We start from the raw sequence: 17376 nt of genomic DNA, 5'->3' as shown, positions 1-17376 counted from the left end.
ATGTCGTTTAAGAAATCAGTTTGATTTTACCCTATACATAGGAATATTTATGAATAAAACAGTGCTTTACATCATTGCAGGTGCAAGCTTAGGCATTCTTGGCCCAGTGCTTGTTTATTTTGGCAACCCAGCAAACATGGGCGTTTGTGCGGCTTGCTTTTTAAGGGATAGCGTAGGCGCTCTTGGCTTTCACCAAGCTAAGGTCGTGCAGTATCTAAGGCCAGAAATTTTAGGTCTTATCATCGGAGGCTTTCTAGCAAGTATGCTTTGGAGTAGAAATTTTACTCCAGTATCAGGTAGTGCGGCATTTTCTAGATTTTTCTTAGGCGTGTTTGCTATGATTGGTTGCCTTATCTTTTTGGGCTGCCCATGGAGAGCATTTTTACGACTTGGTGGCGGAGATATGACTGCTATTGCTGGTCTTGTCGGTCTATTTGCCGGTGTTTTTGTTGGACGATTTTTCAAGAAAAATGGTTACGTCATACCTGAAAATGATGCCACGACAAAACCAGTTGCGTTTTTGCCATTAATCATTGCTATTTTGCTTTTAATAGCCCTTGTCTTTGGTTTAAAACTTGGCGATAATGGTGCTTTATTTAGCTCAGAAAAAGGTCCAGGCTCACAGCACGCAAATATCTTTATCTCACTTATTTGCGCCATTGTTATTGGCATTTTTATGCAAAGAAGTAAATTTTGCTCAGTTGGAGCGATTAGCAAAGTCTTTGAGCGCGATCTTTCAATGTTTTATGGCATTGTATCTATCATCGTTTTTGCAAGTATCACAAATTTAGCTCTTGGGCAATATAAATTTGGCTTTGAAGCTCAATCTATCGCTCATAATGACGTCCTTTGGAATTTCCTTGGCATGAGCTTGGCTGGTCTTTGCTTTAGCCTAAGTTATGGCTGCCCAGGCAAACATTTAGTGCAAATGGGAGCTGGAAATTTAAGCTCAGCTGTATTTGTTTTAGGTATGGGAGCAGGCGCTGCGATAAGCCACAACTTCATACTTGCAAGCTCTGGAGCTGGCATCACTCCTTACGCTCCATATGCCGTAGTGATCGGCTTTATCTATGCTATTTATGTCGGAGTTTTTACTAAAAAAGCATAATATAAATTTGGCTGCTTTTGCAGTCAAATTTACTCACTTTTTATATCTATCACCTCATCAAAAAGTTTAAAGAGCTCGCGTTGATATGTGATCATTAAAATACTAGCCTTAATCTTAAAATTTTTTAGCGGCAATAGTAATGCATTTTGTTTTAAGATATGGCAAACGATAATTCCAAATCGAACTAAATTTTAACAATAAATTAGCAAAGTTTAATAAGTATCAATATAACGTAAATATTTTAAGCTATTTTGATATAGAATATCGATTTTAATTTTATCTAAAGGAATTCTATGAAGTTTAGTATACTTGCTTCATCACTGATCTTTAGCTCGCTGTGGGCTTTAGATACAAATAACAGTGATTATTCAGTTATTTTACCAACTATCGAGGTGGAAGGTATCTCGGAGCAAAATACCCTAAAAGGTTATATCGCGTATGATAGTGCGGATATCAATAGAAATGGACTCAGCAACAAAGAGACGCCACAAACTATCGAAAATATAGATATACAAAAGAACAGAAACTACGGTACAAATGATCTCTCAAGTATCCTAGAAGGAAATGCTGGTATTGATGCAGGCTATGATATGAGAGGCGAGAGCATCAAGATAAGAGGCTTTAGTGTTGATGGTGGCGATATATATAGAGACGGTGTTAGAGACTCTGGCCAGATAAGACGCAGTACAGCAAATGTTGAGAGAGTTGAAATTTTAAAAGGGCCAGCTTCGATCTTATATGGAAGAAGCGATGGTGGCGCAGTTGTAAATTTAGTTAGTAAAAAGGCAAATTTTATGCCTATTTATAAGCTATCAGGAAGAGTTGGCAGCTGGAGTAGATATGGTGGTGGTATCGATATAAATCACGTAGTAAATAATCAACTAGCTGCAAGACTAACGACTGATGTGGAGCGTGGAAAATCATGGAGAGATGGTATAAAATATAAAAATTTTATGATAAGTCCAAGCGTTATCGTGACAAATGATGGCGGAACGGTTAGTTTTGAGGCGCAATATACATATGATAATGCTTGGCGTGTACCTGATAGAATGCCAACAAAAAGTGTCTATGACAAGCTTGGTATCGACTATGCAAAGGGATTTTCTCATGATGGAGACTTTGTTGAAGATAAGCTTCATTTCTTTCGTACCGAGCTAAATGCAGAGTTAGTAAAGGACATGAATTTAAAATGGGTTTTTGGTTATAGAAAAGCTAGTCAAAATTTTGACCATTATTTTAGTGGTACCATCATGCCCGGAAATAGACTAAAGCAAAACTATGCTAAACAACAAACTGATAACGACACACTCTCAAATGCTATAACACTTACAAAAGAGCTTGAATTTACAAGATTTAAGCATAATCTTACTTTTGGATACGACAACAGCGTAGAAACTCGTCATCCAAGGCTTTGGTTTGATAGTGCAAAAAATGTAACTATAAATCCATATGCATCAAGATCAAGTTGGGGTAGTGTGGGCTACATACCACTTAATACTGATAATAAGCATAAAGCCATAAATAATGGAGTATTTCTCGAGGATCTAATAAGCTTAGACGACAAATATAGGCTACTTATTGGTGGAAGGTTTGACTTTTATAAGTTTAAAACAAGAAATATTGCAGATATGACAAATAGCTACAAAGGGCACTCTTTTAGTCCAAGAGTTGGCTTGCTGTGGGACTTTTTGCCAGAACATACCGCATACGCTTCATACTCAAAGAGCTTTGCTCCATACGGCGGCCGTGGAAATATAGGTATAAGTATAGGCGATACAACGATGCTTGATCTAAAACCGCAGAATAATGAGCAATATGAAATCGGCTTAAAAAGCACATGGGCTGATAATAGATTTAGCTCAAACTTAGCGATATTTCAGATCGAGCATAACAATATAAGGTATAGACCAGATCCTATAAATGATCCATATACTTGGGCACAACGTGGTAAAGAGCGAAGTCGTGGTATAGAGTTAAATATCTTGGGTAAAATTTATGAAAATTTATATCTAAGAAGCTCTCTTGGATATATGAGAGCTATTATCGCAAGTGATAAATCAAATCCATTAAACGAAAGACTTAGTCTAAACAATACAACCAACTGGCAGGGCAATGTTTTTTTAAGATATGCTAAAAACGACAAATGGTATGTCGAAAGTGGCGTAACAGGATACTCTAAACGATATAGCTACCGCATAAGTAATGGTAGAGTCATAGACGAACATCTTCCTGGTTTTGCTAGATTTGATGCAAGTGCTGGATATAACTTTAACGAACACGCTCAAATAACACTAGCAATAAATAATATCTTAAATAAAAAATACTGGCGTTCTGATTCAAGACCGGGCGATGAGAGATCGTTTATGCTAAATATGCACTACACTTTTTAACTAAAATTTACACCGCCTTCTCTTTGGCGGTGTAATCTTTTGTCGTGTGAAATTTGGAGAAATTTAGCCACCAAGGATGGCTAAATTTGAAGTTATCTTAAAATTTGAATCTTTGCTTTTGCGCGGAGTTTGTCAAAATAATCAGCCATAAGTTTTTCTTGCTCGCCTTGATAAAGCTCGTTTATAACATTATCTTTAACATCTGCAAAGCTTGGGGTGTATGAGCCTATTTTTTCCTTTACATAAAACATATCAAAACTATCAGCGCCTTGTAATATTTGGGTAAATTCGCCATTATTTGTACCGGCTATGATGGCAGCTAGTCTTGGATCTATGCTTTGATAGTCTAAACTTAGCTCTTGCGTTTGCACACTATTAAGTAGTGATGGGCTTGTTTTTTGGGCTTCTAGTTCTTCAGGATTTTTTGCCCTATAAAGGACCACTTTAGCAGTGCTAAAGACCTTAAATTTATCAGGATTAGCGTCAAAATACGCCTTTGCTTTTTGCTCATTTATATTTTTGCCAGCTTCAGCCAAAATGCTTTTATAAAGCTTTTCTTGAAGCATCTTTTTTTCTATGTTGTTTTTAAACTCCAAAAAGTCCATGCCCTGGGCTTGGATAGAGCTTCTAAACTGCGAATTTGTCATGCCATTTTGCTTTGCGATCGATTCGATTCTATCGTTTAGCTCAAATGGTGTTACGCTAATGTTTAAATTTTTTATCTGAGCATCTTCGAGTCTATCTCTTATGAGTAAATTTAAAGCATCTTGTTCGCTAGCTCTTAGCTGCTCTTTTAAGCTATAAACTTCATAAAGCGTGATTGGTTCGTTCTCTACAATAGCTGCGATACCGTTTATCATCTGAGCCGAATATAAATTTAAAGCACTTAGCATGCCAGCAGCCAAAAAGAGCAATTTTTTCATAATAAAACCTTTATTTAAGTATTTAGTAAATATAATTTTGGGCAATTATAACATAAAAATAAGGCACAAAATGATAGTTACTAGATTTGCTCCTTCGCCTACTGGATACCTACATATAGGCGGACTTAGGACAGCCCTTTATAATTATTTATATGCAAGAGCTAATAATGGAAAATTTTTACTTCGCATCGAAGATACTGACTTAAAACGAAACTCTGAAGAGGCCACGCAAGCCATAAAAGAGGCATTTGCTTGGTGTAAGCTAGACCACGACGGCGAAGTAACATATCAGTCAAAGAGATTTGATCTTTACAAAGAGTATGTTAAAAAGCTTCTTGATGAGGGTAAAGCATATAAATGCTACATGAGCAAGGACGAGCTTGAAGAGCTTAGAGCTAGCCAAGAGGCAAGAAAAGAGCGTCCAAAATATGATAATAGATATAGAGATTTTACTGGCACGCCTCCAGCTGGCATCGAGCCAGTCATCCGTATCAAAGCCCCATTAAGCGGCGAAATCGTCATACATGATGGCATAAAGGGCGAGGTTAAATTTAAGGTTGAAGACATATTAGATGACTTCATCATCGCAAGAAGCGACGGCACACCGACTTATAACTTCACAGTTGTGATAGATGACGCGCTAATGGGCGTAACAGACGTAATCCGTGGCGATGACCACCTCTCAAATACCCCAAAACAGATCGTTCTTTACGAGGCACTTGGCTTTAAGGTGCCAAAATTTTATCACGTCGCGATGATAAACGGCGAGGATGGCAAAAAGCTTAGTAAAAGGCATGGCGCAACTGACGTTATGGAGTATAAAAAGATGGGCTACTTGCCTGAAGCGCTCTTAAATTTTCTCGTTCGTCTTGGTTGGAGCCACGGCGATGATGAGATTTTTACTATCGATGATATGCTTAAATACTTTAATCCAAACGATATCAACAAAAGCTCAAGCACCTACAATGCTCAAAAGCTTGACTGGCTAAATTCTCATTACATTAAGACTTTACCTTACGAGAGGCTAGCGCACGATATGCTTGAGTTTGGTGTGGATTTTAAGGCTTTGGTAAAGGGTGAGCTACTTCTAAATTCGCTCCGTGAGAGATCAAAGACACTAATAGAAATGGCAAATAGTGCAAACGCGATCATCAACGCTCCAAAAAGCTACGATGAGAAAGCATGGGCTAAATTTATAAATGAAAATAGCAAAGAAATTTTGGCTAAATTTGCTCAAATTTTAGATCGTGACCTTGACGCAAAGGGCTATGAGGAGTTAACAAATAAATTTTTAGAGCAAAATAGCTTAAAGCTAAAAGATTTAGCCCAGGCTCTAAGGATAGCGCTAACTGGCTCAAGCGTGAGTCCAAGCATCTTTGAAGTGCTTGAAGTAGTGGGCAGTAGCGAGACGAAAAATAGAATACAAAATTTATTAAAGGAAGAAAAATGACACATGTAACTAAAGAAGAAGCACTAAACTACCACATAGGCGGCAAGATCGAGATAAAGGTAAAGACGCCTTGCGAGACGTCAAGAGACCTTTCAATGGCCTATACGCCTGGCGTTGCAGAGCCTTGCAAAGAGATAGAAGCTGATAATGAGCTAGCTTATAAATATACAAATAAAGCAAATCTAGTAGCCGTTATCACCGATGGCACGGCTGTTCTTGGGCTTGGCGACATCGGTGCTATCGCTGGCAAGCCAGTTATGGAAGGAAAATCAGTCTTATTTAAAAAATTTGCAAACGTTGATGCCTTTGACATCGAGCTAGACGAGCACGATCCAGATAAGATCGTTGAGATTTGCAAGGCTCTTGCTCCAACATTTGGAGGTATAAATTTAGAAGATATCCGTGCTCCAAAATGCTTTGAGATCGAGAGAAAGCTTCAAGAAGCAGTTGATATCCCAGTTATGCATGACGATCAGCACGGCACAGCGATGATAACAAGTGCCGGCATGATAAATGCGATGGAAATTTCTGGCAAAGATATATCTAAGATAAAAATCGTAGTTAGCGGCGCAGGTGCAGCTGGCATTGCATGCGCTAAGATGTATAAAGCACTTGGCGCAAAACATATCGTGATGATAGATAGCAAAGGTGTCATTCACTCAAAAAGAACAGACCTAACGCCTGAAAAGATAGAGTTCGCGCTTGAAACTGAGGATAGAACTTTGGCTGATGCGATGAGGGGTGCTGATATGTTTTTAGGTCTTTCTAAGCCTGGTGTGCTTACAAAAGAGATGGTTGCGTCAATGAATAAAGAACCTATCATCTTTGCTTTGGCAAACCCAGTGCCTGAAATTTATCCAGAGGACGTCGTAGCTGTAAGAGATGACGTTATGATGGGTACAGGCAGAAGTGACTATCCTAACCAAGTAAATAATGTTTTAGGTTTCCCTTTTATCTTTAGAGGTGCGCTTGACGTTAGAGCTAAAAAGATCACTGAAAATATGAAAATGGCAGCAGCTAGAGCGCTTGCGCAGCTTGCAAAAGAGCCAGTACCAGCTGAAGTTTTAAAGGCAAGTGGCGTTAGCGAGCTAAAATTTGGCAAAGAGTACATCATCCCAAAACCATTTGACAAACGCGTATTAACAGCGGTCGCTCCAGCAGTTGCAAAAGCTGCGGTTGAAGATGGCGTAGCGAGAGTAAAAGATTTTGATGTTGAGGCTTATAGAGCCAAACTTGCAAAAGGATTTTAAATTTTAGCCCAAATTTTGGGCTAAACTCTTTTGGCATTTTGTAAAGATAAACCTTCTAAAAACAGTAAATTTAAGGATAAAAAATGCAAAACGTGAAGCTCATCTCACACCCACTGATCGAGCATAAATTAACCATTCTACGTGATAAAAATACTCAACCTTTTCAGTTTCGTATGCTAGTTGATGAGATCAGTTATCTTATGATCTTTGAGGCGACTAGAAATTTAAAGGTAAAAGATGTCAAAGTCCAAACACCAGTTGCAGTGGCAGACGCAAAAAGGCTTACTACAAAGGTGATGATATGCCCTATCTTAAGGGCTGCTCTTGGGATGCTTGATAGCGTCTTTACCATCATACCAGATGCGAGCGTTGGCTTTTTGGGCTTTCAGCGAAACGAAGAGACAGCGCAGGCTGAGTTTTTCTACGCAAAGCTTCCAAAAGACGCAAAAGAGCGCATGGCGATCATCATCGACCCTATGTTTGCGACTGGTGGCACGGCGATAGATGCGGTCAAATTCTTGCGTGAAAAGGGCGTTAAAGAGATCAAATTTATCTCTATCATCGCTGCACCTGAGGGGCTAAAGAGATTTAGTGAAATTTACCCAGACGTCGAGGTTTATACGGCATCGATTGATGAAAAGCTAAATGAGAAAAACTATATCGTTCCAGGTCTTGGTGATGCTGGCGATAGAGTTTTTAACACGCTTTAAGGGCTAAATTTGAACAAAAGACTTTTGCCAGCCTTAGTCGCCTTTGTAATAGCCGTAATTGTTGGCACTTTCTTTTTCTCAAATAATGGTAGTGAGGCAAATAAAAACGCTCAAATTTTACTTGAGCAACTAAACAAAGAGGGACAAAAGAGCCAGAGCCTCGCAGAAAATGGCTCGTACACCTCAAAAGATGAGGTCGCACTTTATATCTATAAATTTAACAAGCTACCAAAGAATTTCATAACCAAAAAAGAGGCACTTGAACTTGGCTGGGATGCAAAAAGCGGAAATTTATGGCAGATAAGCGGCGGCAAAAGTATCGGCGGAGATAGATTTTCAAACAGAGAAAAGAGGCTGCCAGAAGCTGATGGTAGAAAGTGGTTTGAGTGCGATGTAAATTATAATGGTGGTAGGCGCGGCGCTGAGAGAATTTTATACTCAAACGACGGGCTTATCTACTACACGCCTGATCACTACGAGCATTTTTACCTGCTTTATGAGAAGAGGATGCAATGAAAAGCGTGATCTTAGATGCCAAAAAGATGGCTGAAAAAGAGAAGATGCATGAGTATTTTGCTAAGAAATTTGAGCTACCAGAGTACTACGGCAGAAATTTAGACGCACTCTTTGACTGCCTCTGCGAGATAAGTGAGCCAACATTTATAAAGCTAAAAAATGAAAATTCTTTGGATGATAGTACAAAAGAGAGCCTAGCCCTGCTATTTCGCGATGTTTGCAACGAAAACAAGATGGTTAAATTTGAGCTTGTAAAAGATGAAAAATGATATTTGGAAAGATTGATTATCTAAATTTACTCCCATTTCACGTATTTTTAAAATCAGCCCCACTAAGTTCTCAGATAAAAAAGGCGATCGAGTTTAAAAAGGGCGTGCCAAGTAAGCTAAATAGGGCGCTAAACGCTAGAAAAATCGACGCTGCGGTGATCTCAAGCATAGCTAGCACAAAGGCAAATTTAAAGAAGCTAAATTTTGGAATAGTCGCCAAAAAAGATGTAAAAAGCGTGCTTGTGCGCAAAAACTCAGCCCCAAAGCCAGATCCTGCCTCAGCTAGCTCAAACGCCCTAGCCAAGGTGCTTAAACTAAATGGCGAGGTGATCATAGGCGACAGGGCGCTAAAGGCATACTTAAGCGAGGGCAAAGAGTGCTTTTACGACCTTGGTAAAATTTGGCACGAAAAAACAAATTTGCCATTTGTTTTTGGTAGATTTTCTTACGTAAAAAATGGCTCGTTTTACAAAAAACTGGTCGCAAAATTTTTACAAAAAAATGTAAAAATTCCAAACTATATCTTAGCCCAGTATGCTAAAAGTCGCGACATAAGCGAGCAAGATATCAAGTGGTATCTCAAATTTATAAGCTACAAAATAGGCCCAAAAGAGCAAAAATCACTCAGAAAATTTTTTAAAGAAAATAGATTATTAAAAGCAGCAAAAAAGAATTAAATTTTTATAGCTTCTTAGCAGCTGCCAAGAAGCTATAAAATTTAGTGATGCATGTGCATATTAGTTGAGTTATCATCACTCATATTTTGCATCATCATATTCATATGCATCTCACCCATATTTTGCATCATCTTGTGGTGATCGTGCATTGGCATATCTGCTGGCATGTTCATCGGCATATTCATATGCATACCCATCTCACCGTTTTCAGCCTTGTAGCCAGTTATGGTAGGATCAACCATGCCAAATATCATAGCGACGTGTGCGACGACCAAGGCAAATATGAGTAGGAAAAAGTGAAGCTTTAGCTTTGCCTTTTCGCTTGCGTTTTTGTAGATCAAATTTAGCTCTAAAAGCGCGATGCCAAGAAGTGGTATGACGCTGATGAGATATGAGTAGACAGCGATGACATCGGCATATCCACGCCATTTTATACTTGGATAAATTTTTGCCATAAAATAGATCACAAGAGCTGTAAAATAGACCCCAAGCACTATGCCAGCAAATTTGCCAACAGCCTTAAAGCCAGTATTTTTGCCGCTATCCATGTGATACATAGTGAGAAACTCCATCGCCACTAAAAGCTCCGTAAGCCCCACAGGTATCACCATGAAGAGGATTAGATTGTAAGGTTGATTGAGCGATAAAAGCTCCATGTAGTGTGTCATTACCACTGTAAGTCCTTTGTAAAAAATTTAAAGAAGTTTAACACCAAATTGCTAATAATCATAAAATATCAAGATAACAAATTTAAGCGGATGTTAAATTTACTCCTAGCTCGAGTAAGAGCAAATTTAACCATTTTAGTCTTTAAACTCGTGTGATATGACCGGAGAAAATTCTTCCCAATGAAGCTTGGTTTTGATTGTTGGCATCTTGCTTTGAAATGGCTCTTTCTTAAGAGCTGCCATAGCGACACTATCGCCTTTTGGTTTAGCTGGTGCTTCTACGTTTAGTATGGAGCGCTCAAGCTCGATGAAGTCTTTTAAAATGACTGTGTATGATTTAAAGAAATTTGCCTCTTTGCAAGCTGAAAGTAGCTGAGAAAACTCATCTACAAATAAATTTAAAGTCTCGCCAAAGAGCTTATTGCTAATATTTTTTGCATCATCAAACTCATCTTTTAAAAATGTAGCCATCGCTAAAAATATAAATCCAACGTAGTCCTCACTATCTTTGCAAAGCTCGCTATCACGTCTATATGGGCTTAGTTTTAAACATTCAATAACCCTAAGCCTAGCTGCTCCGTTATCTCTGCCCTCTTCATAAAATGAGGCACTTAAAGGGATATTTGTAAAGCCAAAAAGAACGTCATTTTGTTCTTTTGAAAATTCTTCAAAGCTAAATTTATCTAAATTTTTAAACGCAGCATCACTATCCTCGCTTAAAGGATTTGCGCTTAAGTATCTTAACTGCTCTTTCCACCTTGAAAATTTCTCATCATTTGTGTAAAAAAACATAGGATATGCTAGAAATTCGTAAAAATATGATCTTGCTTTTATGATGTTTTTATCCATTTAATAAATCCTCTTTCATTGCGTTTATTTGGGCTTGAACCATTAGTTTGGCTTTGCAGTCAGCACAGCAGTAAAGTGCTTTTATCTTGACCCTATCGTTGCCAAATCTTGGTTGCATTATAGTTGCGATCTTTTCGACAGCTTTTTTGGTCGCAAACTCTTTTCCGCACTCAACACAGGCAAAAAGCTCATCTCGTGCCAGCTCATTATATGTAAAAAACTCAGGCTTAAGAGAAATTTTTCCAACTTCAAGGCTTATGGTATCTTTTTCAGCACAGCTTAGTTCGCAGTATCCGCAAGCTGTGCAGACGCTTGGATTAAATAAAATCGAATTTGTCTTTTTATCAGCCACTAGCGCGCTTACGTTACAAGCGCCAACGCAACTTAGACAAAGTGTACAGCTATCAGTGTTTATCTTGACATCGCCATATCTTATCATCTCGCCGCTTTTTACCACGCCAAGATCCTCGCTACCTACTAAAAACTCGAGCCTTTTTGCAAAAATTTCTCTTTTTGGCAAGGCATATTCGTTTATCGTGTGTTGTGAGTCAGCTATAAATTTTGCTTTTTTGAGCGATTCTTCAAGCTCGTTTTTATCTTTAGCGTGATAGATCGCCGTCTCTTTAAATTTAAGCTCATAAATTTGATTTAAGATGCTAATGGTGTCTTTTTCGCCTTTGCCAAGAGTTTTGCTAAATAAAATCACACTTGCACCGCTTTCTTGAAGCAATGTAAGAAGATGCGCTTGATTTAACATATGTGGTGCTGATATGAAAAAAGGCAAGACATTTTCAGGTAGGCTTATATTTAGCTCGTCTAAATTTGTTTCATTAGAGATTATTAGTGGAATTTTACCTTTGTAAAGTTTGGCAATAGTAGCAAAAGAATTTTGTGGCATAAGTGTAGAGTCAAGAGATCCGCTAGGGCAGACACTAATGCAGTTGCCACAATTTACACAATCGATTTGTGAGAAAACAAGATGCTTTGTCTCGTCTTCTTTTAAAATGGCTACAGTTGGACAAACATCGACACAGCGTCCACAAATTTCATTTCGTCGTTCGTGATATTGACAGATCGAAGAGTCATATTGAGTTAGACTTTTGTACTTAAATTTTGGAGTTTTTTCATTTAAAATTTTAAGCACAGCTTCATCTTCTAGCCCTGAAATTTCATAACAGCCGCTTTGCTTTAGCATATAATCCCTTGCATTTTCAACCAAGAAAAAGTCACAATCGACCTCAAATTCGTCATTTGCTCTAAGTATCAAAACACTAAGTTCGCCAGCTGCGCCATAAATAAATTTCACTTCAAAATGCGTTAATTCAATGACTTTATAGCCATTTTCTTTTAATAAATTTGCTAGTTCCTCACGGCCTGAGTTGCTTACTATTACGACATTTTTTCCAACTTCTTTTTCGTAATCAACATCCTTTGCCATGTCAAATGCAGTTGCCCTTGCTTCATAAAGTAAAAGTGTATTTTTAGCTTTTTCTAATACGCTTGCAGTTGTATTTTTTAGATAAAAATTTATCTCAGGTGCGGTAATGTTTGCTTTAAGCTTTGGCGAGTTAGAAACTAAATATTCTTCCTTTTCGTTATTTATTTCTATCTGTTCATTTAGCATTAAAGTATCGTCAAAATCGTTATAAAAGCCAAATTCTTTCATAGTTTCTCCTATTATCAAAAACAGGTTTATTTTAATATTAATGGGATTAATGGACTCTGAATTTTATATGTTCCTTTTTGCTCTAAGGTTTAATTTATAATATTTTTTATGTTAAAATCACGGCTTGGTAAAACTAACTTACTAGGAGCACGAATTGAGCGATTTAAGAGATATCCCACAAGTTGATAAGATCATAAAAAACGAAGCATTTTCAGGATTTGATATAAATTTAGTCACATTGCTTGCGAGGCAAATTTTAAATGAAGTTAGAGCTAAAATTTTAAATGAAAATGCAAATTTTGCGTTGCAAGAAATAATAGATTTAATCCTAAACGAATATCATAAATTTAATGAATCAAGCCTTCAAAGAGTGCTAAATTTAACCGGTGTAACCATTCACACAAACCTTGCTAGAAGCGTCATCGATAAAGAAATTTTAAGCCGTGCAACACCGGTAATCACAGGATATTCAAACCTTGAATATAATTTAAAAACAGGCAGTCGTGGCAATAGATACGACTATATCGGTGAGATGATCGCAAGAGCATTTGGTTTTGAAGACGCTATCGTTGTAAATAATAACGCAAGCGCTGTATTTTTGGTGCTAAATACCTTTGCGAAAGGCAGAGAAGTCGTCGTTAGCAGAGGCGAGCTAGTCGAGATTGGCGGTAGTTTTAGAGTGCCAGAAGTTATGGCAAATGCGGGCTGCTTTTTGAAAGAGGTTGGCACGACAAACAAAACTAAGCTAAAAGACTACGAAGAGGCAATTAGTGAAAATACGGCGATGCTTGTAAAGGTTCATCGCTCAAATTTTGACATCGTGGGCTTTAGCGAAGAGGTTACAGCAAATGAACTAAGCAAATTGGCGTGTGAGCAAAATTTGATAGATTATTTTGATCTTGGCAGTGGATTTTACGGAAATTTGCCATTTAACTTAGACAAAAATGAGCCAGATCTAAAAAATTTAAAAGATGTTTCGCTAGTTAGCTTTAGTGGCGATAAGCTGCTTGGTGCGGTGCAGTGCGGCATCATTGTTGGCAAAAAAGAGCTCATCGCAAAACTTAGAAAAAACCAGCTTTTAAGAATGCTTCGTGTTGATAAAGTGATCATCTCGCTTTTGACTGAGAGTATGAAAGCTTATTTAAATAAAGAATTTGAGCTAATCACAACGCAAAAACTGCTTCACAAAAGCATAAAAGAGCTTGAAAACTTAGCAAATTTTATAAATAAAAATCTAAAAACTCCGCTTGAGATAGTGCACACACAAACCTTTGTAGGAGGTGGTGCGATGCCAAATAAAAAAATTCCAAGCGTGGCTTTGGCTGTTAGTGGAGATGCAGTTTTAAATGAGCAAAAATTTAGGCAAAAAAAGGTGATCGGCCGCATAGAAAATGATAAATTTTTACTTGATTTAAGAACGCTTTTAGATGACGATGTAAATGAACTAATAAAAATAATAAATGAAACGGAAGAAAAATGAGTCTAATAATAGGAACAGCAGGGCATATCGACCACGGAAAAACCGCGCTTATAAAGGAGTTAAATGGCTTTGAGGGGGACAATCTCGAAGAGGAGAAAAAGCGTGGCATAACGATCGATCTAAGCTTTTCAAATTTAAGTAAAAATGATGAAAATATCGCCTTTATCGATGTGCCTGGGCATGAAAATCTCATAAAAACGATGATAAGCGGTGCATATGGCTTTGATGCGTGCTTATTTGTGGTGGCGGCAAATGACGGACTTATGCCTCAAAGCTTGGAGCACCTTGAAATTTTAAATCTTCTTGGTGTGAAGTCTTTGATCGTGGCACTTACAAAGTGTGACCTCGTAGATGAAACGACTATAAATTTAAGAAAAAAAGAGATAAGAGATGAAATTTCTAAATTTAAAAACCTGCAAATTTTAGAAATTTTTGCCGTTAGTATAAAGGATAAGGCAAGCATTGACGAGCTTAGAAACTATCTCTTTACGCTAAGAGCTAAAAAGCGCGATGAGGAGGGCGTTTTTAGATACTACATCGATAGGGTTTTTAGCCTAAAAGGTATCGGAAATGTCGTGACTGGCACCGTGATAGAGGGAAGCGTTAGTAAAAATGAGAAGCTTTTTGACTACGACGCTGGTAAAGAGGTGCTAGTAAGAAGCGTGCAAAGCCATGATAAATTTGTAGAGCACGCTGGGGTTAGCAGCCGTGTGGCGCTAAATCTAACTGGCATTGAGCTTAATGAGCTAAAAAAGGGGCAGTTGCTTAGTAAAAAAGGCTATTTTAGGGGATTTAGAGAGGTTGATGCGGTCGTAACTGCTAAGAATCTCATCCACTCGCAAAGCGTAACCTTTTGCGTAGGAGCTAAAAATGTGCCTGCAAAGGTGCTAATCCTTAGCCAAAAAGATGATAGCTACTTTGTTACCTTTAAATTTCAAAGCGATATGTTTTTGAAATTTGACGAGGCATTTGTGCTTATCTCAGATGCACGCGTGATAGGCGGTGGCAGAGTGCTAAATCCTGTGCTTGAGCCACTAAAAAAGGCTGGCAAAATTCTCTTTTTAGCTGCACTTTTAAAGCATGATTTCATTGGAGCATTTTCTATACTTAAAGAAGCCCACAAAAATGGCTTTGGCATAATCTCTTCTTATCAAAGGTTTGGACTAAGTCACGAAGAGGCCGTAAATGTGGCTAAAAAAGTCTCAAACGTCTTTGTCGATGAAAAGGCTTTAAATATCTACGATCTAAGCGCGGTTGAGCGGATAAAGTCTGTGGTTAAATTTATGATAGAAAAAAATGAATTTGCCGTTTTCTCAGCTCAAAGTATAAGCCTAAAGCTTGCTTGGGCTAGTCAAAATTTAGCTCAAAAAGCACTTGATGAGCTTGAAAGTATAAACTTAATCTCTAAAAATGATGGCGTCTATACAAAAAAGGGCGTTGATATAAGCAAACTAAAAGTAAGGCTTGAAGAGAAAATTTATGAAATTTTAGAAAGTGGCAAGCTAGCCCCAACGGCGCCTTATAATATATATGATGAGCTGGAAATAGATAGGCTAAGTGGTGATAATGCACTTAAAAAACTAACTGCAATGGGCAGAGTTGTAAGGCTGGAGCATAATCTTTTTATCACTAGAAATTCGCTAAAAATGGCACTTAATAAGCTAAGAGAGATCATCAAAAATCAAGGCTTTGTAAATGTTACAAACGCCAAGGATGCACTAAATTTAAGTAGAAAATATGTAATCGCTTATCTTGAGCAACTTGACCTTGAGAGTGACATAATGAAGCAAGGAAATGATAGAGTCTTTCGTGGTTAGTATTCATTTACAAAAAGCAAATATAATCCGCCAAATTTTTAAAAAGGAAAAAAATGAAAAAAGTGGTTTTGGCCTCAATATTAGCGGCAACTAGCCTAATGGCAGCAAGCGATAAGCAAATAGAAGATTTTTACTCAGAAGTTTTTAAAAATCAAAATATCGATGGTGTTAATGTAAAAGTTGTAGAACGCACTAAAATTTTAGATGATATAGAAAAAGTAAGCTTAAAATTTAGCAAAGGAGATATGTCTCAAGAAGATGTGACTTTTGTTAAGGGCGATCTTATGTTTCCTGATGTTGTAAATTTAAAGGAGCAAAAGTCTTATTTAGCTGAAGAAAAAAAGGTAATCGCAGAAAAAGCAGCACTTGATTTAGTAAAATCACTAGCTAAAATTTATAAAAATGAAGACAAGACAAATATTGTAACTCTTGGCAATGATAGCAAAAAGCCAACTCTTATCATGTTTTCAGATCCTGAATGCCCATATTGTAGAGCCGAGCTAGCAAAGATCGAAACGACATTAAAAGACAATAACGTTGAAATCATCCTAACTCCAGTGCATGAACTATCATCTTTGCAAAAAAGTGCTTTGATCTATAAGGATATAAAAAATGCAAAAAGTGATAGCGATAAGGTTAAAATTTTAAGAAAGTATTTCTCTGAAGATTATAACGTAGATGAAAAAAATGTTAGCAAAGAAGAGAGCGACAAGATCGATACTTTACGTAAAAAATATTTCTCAGCTGGCGTTAGATCAGTGCCATTTATCATAAACAAAAGTGATCTAAAATAATCTTTTCTAGGGAGCTCTCCCTAGAATTTCTTCTTTTAATAAAAATTCTTAAATTTTAAAATACATTTAACTATATTTTTAATAAATACTTAATAAATATAATTAATATTATATATTTACTTTTATTATTTTATAAATATGCTAAATTTACATAGTTTAATTCTAGGCTCTAAAAGCCCTGAAATAGACTATTTGCAATATTTTAGTATCTCTAAATATGCAAATTTTACATATCATGGAACCAAATTTCTCAAATTTTTAAGATTTGAGAGGCAAGGAGAAAAAATGCAAGGATCAAGAAGAGATTTTTTAAAGAAATCTCTAAAAGTTGGTACTGCTGGCGGAATACTCGCAGTTTCTGCAATAGCAAAAACAACTAGTGATGACTTAGCTCCTGATGGCAATGGCGTCGTCGTAGGTAAGTCTAACAAAAAAGAGGTGCTTTATAAAAAAAGCAAGAACTGGGAAACCTACTATAAAATCGCTTATTAAGGGAGAAAACCATGAGTGATGCACGTATAGGGAGACGTTCATTTTTAAAGCTAGCAGCACTTGGTGCTGGCACCACAATGGCTTTTGGGAAAAATGATACGATAAGAGAGGCGAGTGCGGAAGAGATAAAAGATCCTTTTCCTGGCTCAAAAAAGGTTAGGACTATTTGTTCTATTTGTTCAGCAGGCTGTGGTATCGAGGCTGAGGTAAAAGATGGTGTTTGGATCCGCCAAGATATGGCAATGTACCACCCAATATCTCAGGGCTCACACTGTTCAAAAGGTATCGATCAGATCGATCTTACACATAGCAAACAA

General features: G+C 37.3%; 16 protein-coding genes and 1 pseudogene. 13 read left to right on the top strand and 4 right to left on the bottom strand.

Translation table 11 applies throughout. From position 1 onward, the window contains the following. The first annotated feature begins 49 nt into the window (after nt 1-49). Both yedE and CYP54_RS04730 read left to right on the top strand, forming a co-directional pair. Entirely contained in the window at nt 50-1108 is a 1059-nt protein-coding gene (gene yedE, locus CYP54_RS04735) for a YedE family putative selenium transporter (protein WP_103604390.1), read from the top strand. A 293-nt stretch (nt 1109-1401) separates the two neighbouring features. Beyond that, entirely contained in the window at nt 1402-3498 is a 2097-nt protein-coding gene (locus CYP54_RS04730) for a TonB-dependent receptor (RefSeq protein ID WP_103604389.1), read from the top strand. Between the two features lie 92 nt (nt 3499-3590). Here the strand turns inward: CYP54_RS04730 and CYP54_RS04725 are convergent, their stop codons facing one another. Further along, on the bottom strand, nt 3591-4421 hold the full coding sequence (locus tag CYP54_RS04725) for a peptidylprolyl isomerase (RefSeq protein ID WP_103604388.1): 831 nt from the start codon (nt 4419-4421) through the stop codon (nt 3591-3593). Nucleotides 4422-4491: 70 nt separating this feature from the next. Between CYP54_RS04725 and gltX the strand changes: the two genes are divergently transcribed. The 6 genes from gltX (at nt 4492) to CYP54_RS04695 (ending at nt 9293) form a co-directional block, all read left to right on the top strand. Then, nucleotides 4492-5871 carry a glutamate--tRNA ligase gene (gene gltX / locus CYP54_RS04720; RefSeq protein WP_103604397.1) on the top strand — a complete coding sequence of 460 codons (1380 nt, stop codon included), beginning with the start codon at nt 4492-4494 and terminating at the stop codon, nt 5869-5871. Beyond that, nucleotides 5868-7121, top strand: a complete 1254-nt coding sequence (locus CYP54_RS04715) for a malic enzyme-like NAD(P)-binding protein (RefSeq protein ID WP_103604387.1) — start codon at nt 5868-5870, stop codon at nt 7119-7121. Before gltX ends, CYP54_RS04715 begins: the two co-directional genes overlap by 4 nt. A gap of 83 nt (nt 7122-7204) precedes the next feature. Next, the gene (upp, locus tag CYP54_RS04710) at nt 7205-7831 is read left to right on the top strand and encodes a uracil phosphoribosyltransferase (protein WP_004317747.1); all 627 of its coding nucleotides are present in this window, start codon (nt 7205-7207) and stop codon (nt 7829-7831) included. A gap of 9 nt (nt 7832-7840) precedes the next feature. Then, nucleotides 7841-8347, top strand: coding sequence for a ribonuclease domain-containing protein (locus CYP54_RS04705; RefSeq protein ID WP_072593899.1), 507 nt, complete (start codon nt 7841-7843; stop codon nt 8345-8347). Further along, the gene (locus CYP54_RS04700) at nt 8344-8616 is read left to right on the top strand and encodes a barstar family protein (RefSeq protein ID WP_103604386.1); all 273 of its coding nucleotides are present in this window, start codon (nt 8344-8346) and stop codon (nt 8614-8616) included. Before CYP54_RS04705 ends, CYP54_RS04700 begins: the two co-directional genes overlap by 4 nt. Then, nucleotides 8613-9293: an MqnA/MqnD/SBP family protein gene (locus tag CYP54_RS04695; RefSeq protein WP_103604385.1), complete on the top strand. Its 681-nt coding sequence runs from the start codon at nt 8613-8615 to the stop codon at nt 9291-9293. Before CYP54_RS04700 ends, CYP54_RS04695 begins: the two co-directional genes overlap by 4 nt. Nucleotides 9294-9334: 41 nt before the next feature. Here CYP54_RS04695 and CYP54_RS04690 read toward each other — a convergent pair whose 3' ends face one another. The 3 genes from CYP54_RS04690 to CYP54_RS04680 all read right to left on the bottom strand — a co-directional run bounded on the left by CYP54_RS04690 (nt 9335) and on the right by CYP54_RS04680 (nt 12476). Continuing rightward, nucleotides 9335-9961 carry a DUF6803 family protein gene (locus tag CYP54_RS04690; RefSeq protein WP_258033666.1) on the bottom strand — a complete coding sequence of 209 codons (627 nt, stop codon included), beginning with the start codon at nt 9959-9961 and terminating at the stop codon, nt 9335-9337. Between the two features lie 135 nt (nt 9962-10096). Beyond that, nucleotides 10097-10810, bottom strand: a complete 714-nt coding sequence (locus tag CYP54_RS04685; RefSeq protein ID WP_103604384.1) for a formate dehydrogenase-specific chaperone — start codon at nt 10808-10810, stop codon at nt 10097-10099. Next, on the bottom strand, nt 10803-12476 hold the full coding sequence (locus tag CYP54_RS04680) for a 4Fe-4S binding protein (protein ID WP_103604383.1): 1674 nt from the start codon (nt 12474-12476) through the stop codon (nt 10803-10805). The genes CYP54_RS04685 and CYP54_RS04680 overlap by 8 nt, the downstream gene beginning before the upstream one ends. Nucleotides 12477-12630: 154 nt before the next feature. Here CYP54_RS04680 and selA point away from each other — a divergent pair, with 154 nt between their 5' ends. The 5 genes and pseudogenes from selA to CYP54_RS10275 all read left to right on the top strand — a co-directional run. Further along, a complete protein-coding gene (gene selA / locus CYP54_RS04675) occupies nt 12631-13956 on the top strand; it encodes an L-seryl-tRNA(Sec) selenium transferase (protein ID WP_103604382.1) in 1326 nt (441 codons plus the stop codon). Continuing rightward, nucleotides 13953-15773, top strand: coding sequence for a selenocysteine-specific translation elongation factor (gene selB, locus CYP54_RS04670; protein WP_103604381.1), 1821 nt, complete (start codon nt 13953-13955; stop codon nt 15771-15773). The genes selA and selB overlap by 4 nt, the downstream gene beginning before the upstream one ends. A gap of 53 nt (nt 15774-15826) precedes the next feature. Continuing rightward, nucleotides 15827-16567 carry a thioredoxin fold domain-containing protein gene (locus CYP54_RS04665; RefSeq protein ID WP_103604380.1) on the top strand — a complete coding sequence of 247 codons (741 nt, stop codon included), beginning with the start codon at nt 15827-15829 and terminating at the stop codon, nt 16565-16567. A gap of 285 nt (nt 16568-16852) precedes the next feature. Then, the gene (locus tag CYP54_RS04660; protein ID WP_087579573.1) at nt 16853-17059 is read left to right on the top strand and encodes a twin-arginine translocation signal domain-containing protein; all 207 of its coding nucleotides are present in this window, start codon (nt 16853-16855) and stop codon (nt 17057-17059) included. Nucleotides 17060-17070: 11 nt separating this feature from the next. Further along, nucleotides 17071-17331, top strand: a pseudogene (locus CYP54_RS10275) (hypothetical protein); the annotation flags it as partial. Between the last annotated feature and the right edge of the window lie 45 nt (nt 17332-17376).

The organism is Campylobacter concisus (assembly GCF_002914005.1).
Lineage (GTDB): Bacteria > Campylobacterota > Campylobacteria > Campylobacterales > Campylobacteraceae > Campylobacter_A > Campylobacter_A concisus_N.
Note: the sequence above shows the minus strand (reverse complement) of the source record. Positions and strands in the feature narration are given on the sequence as shown.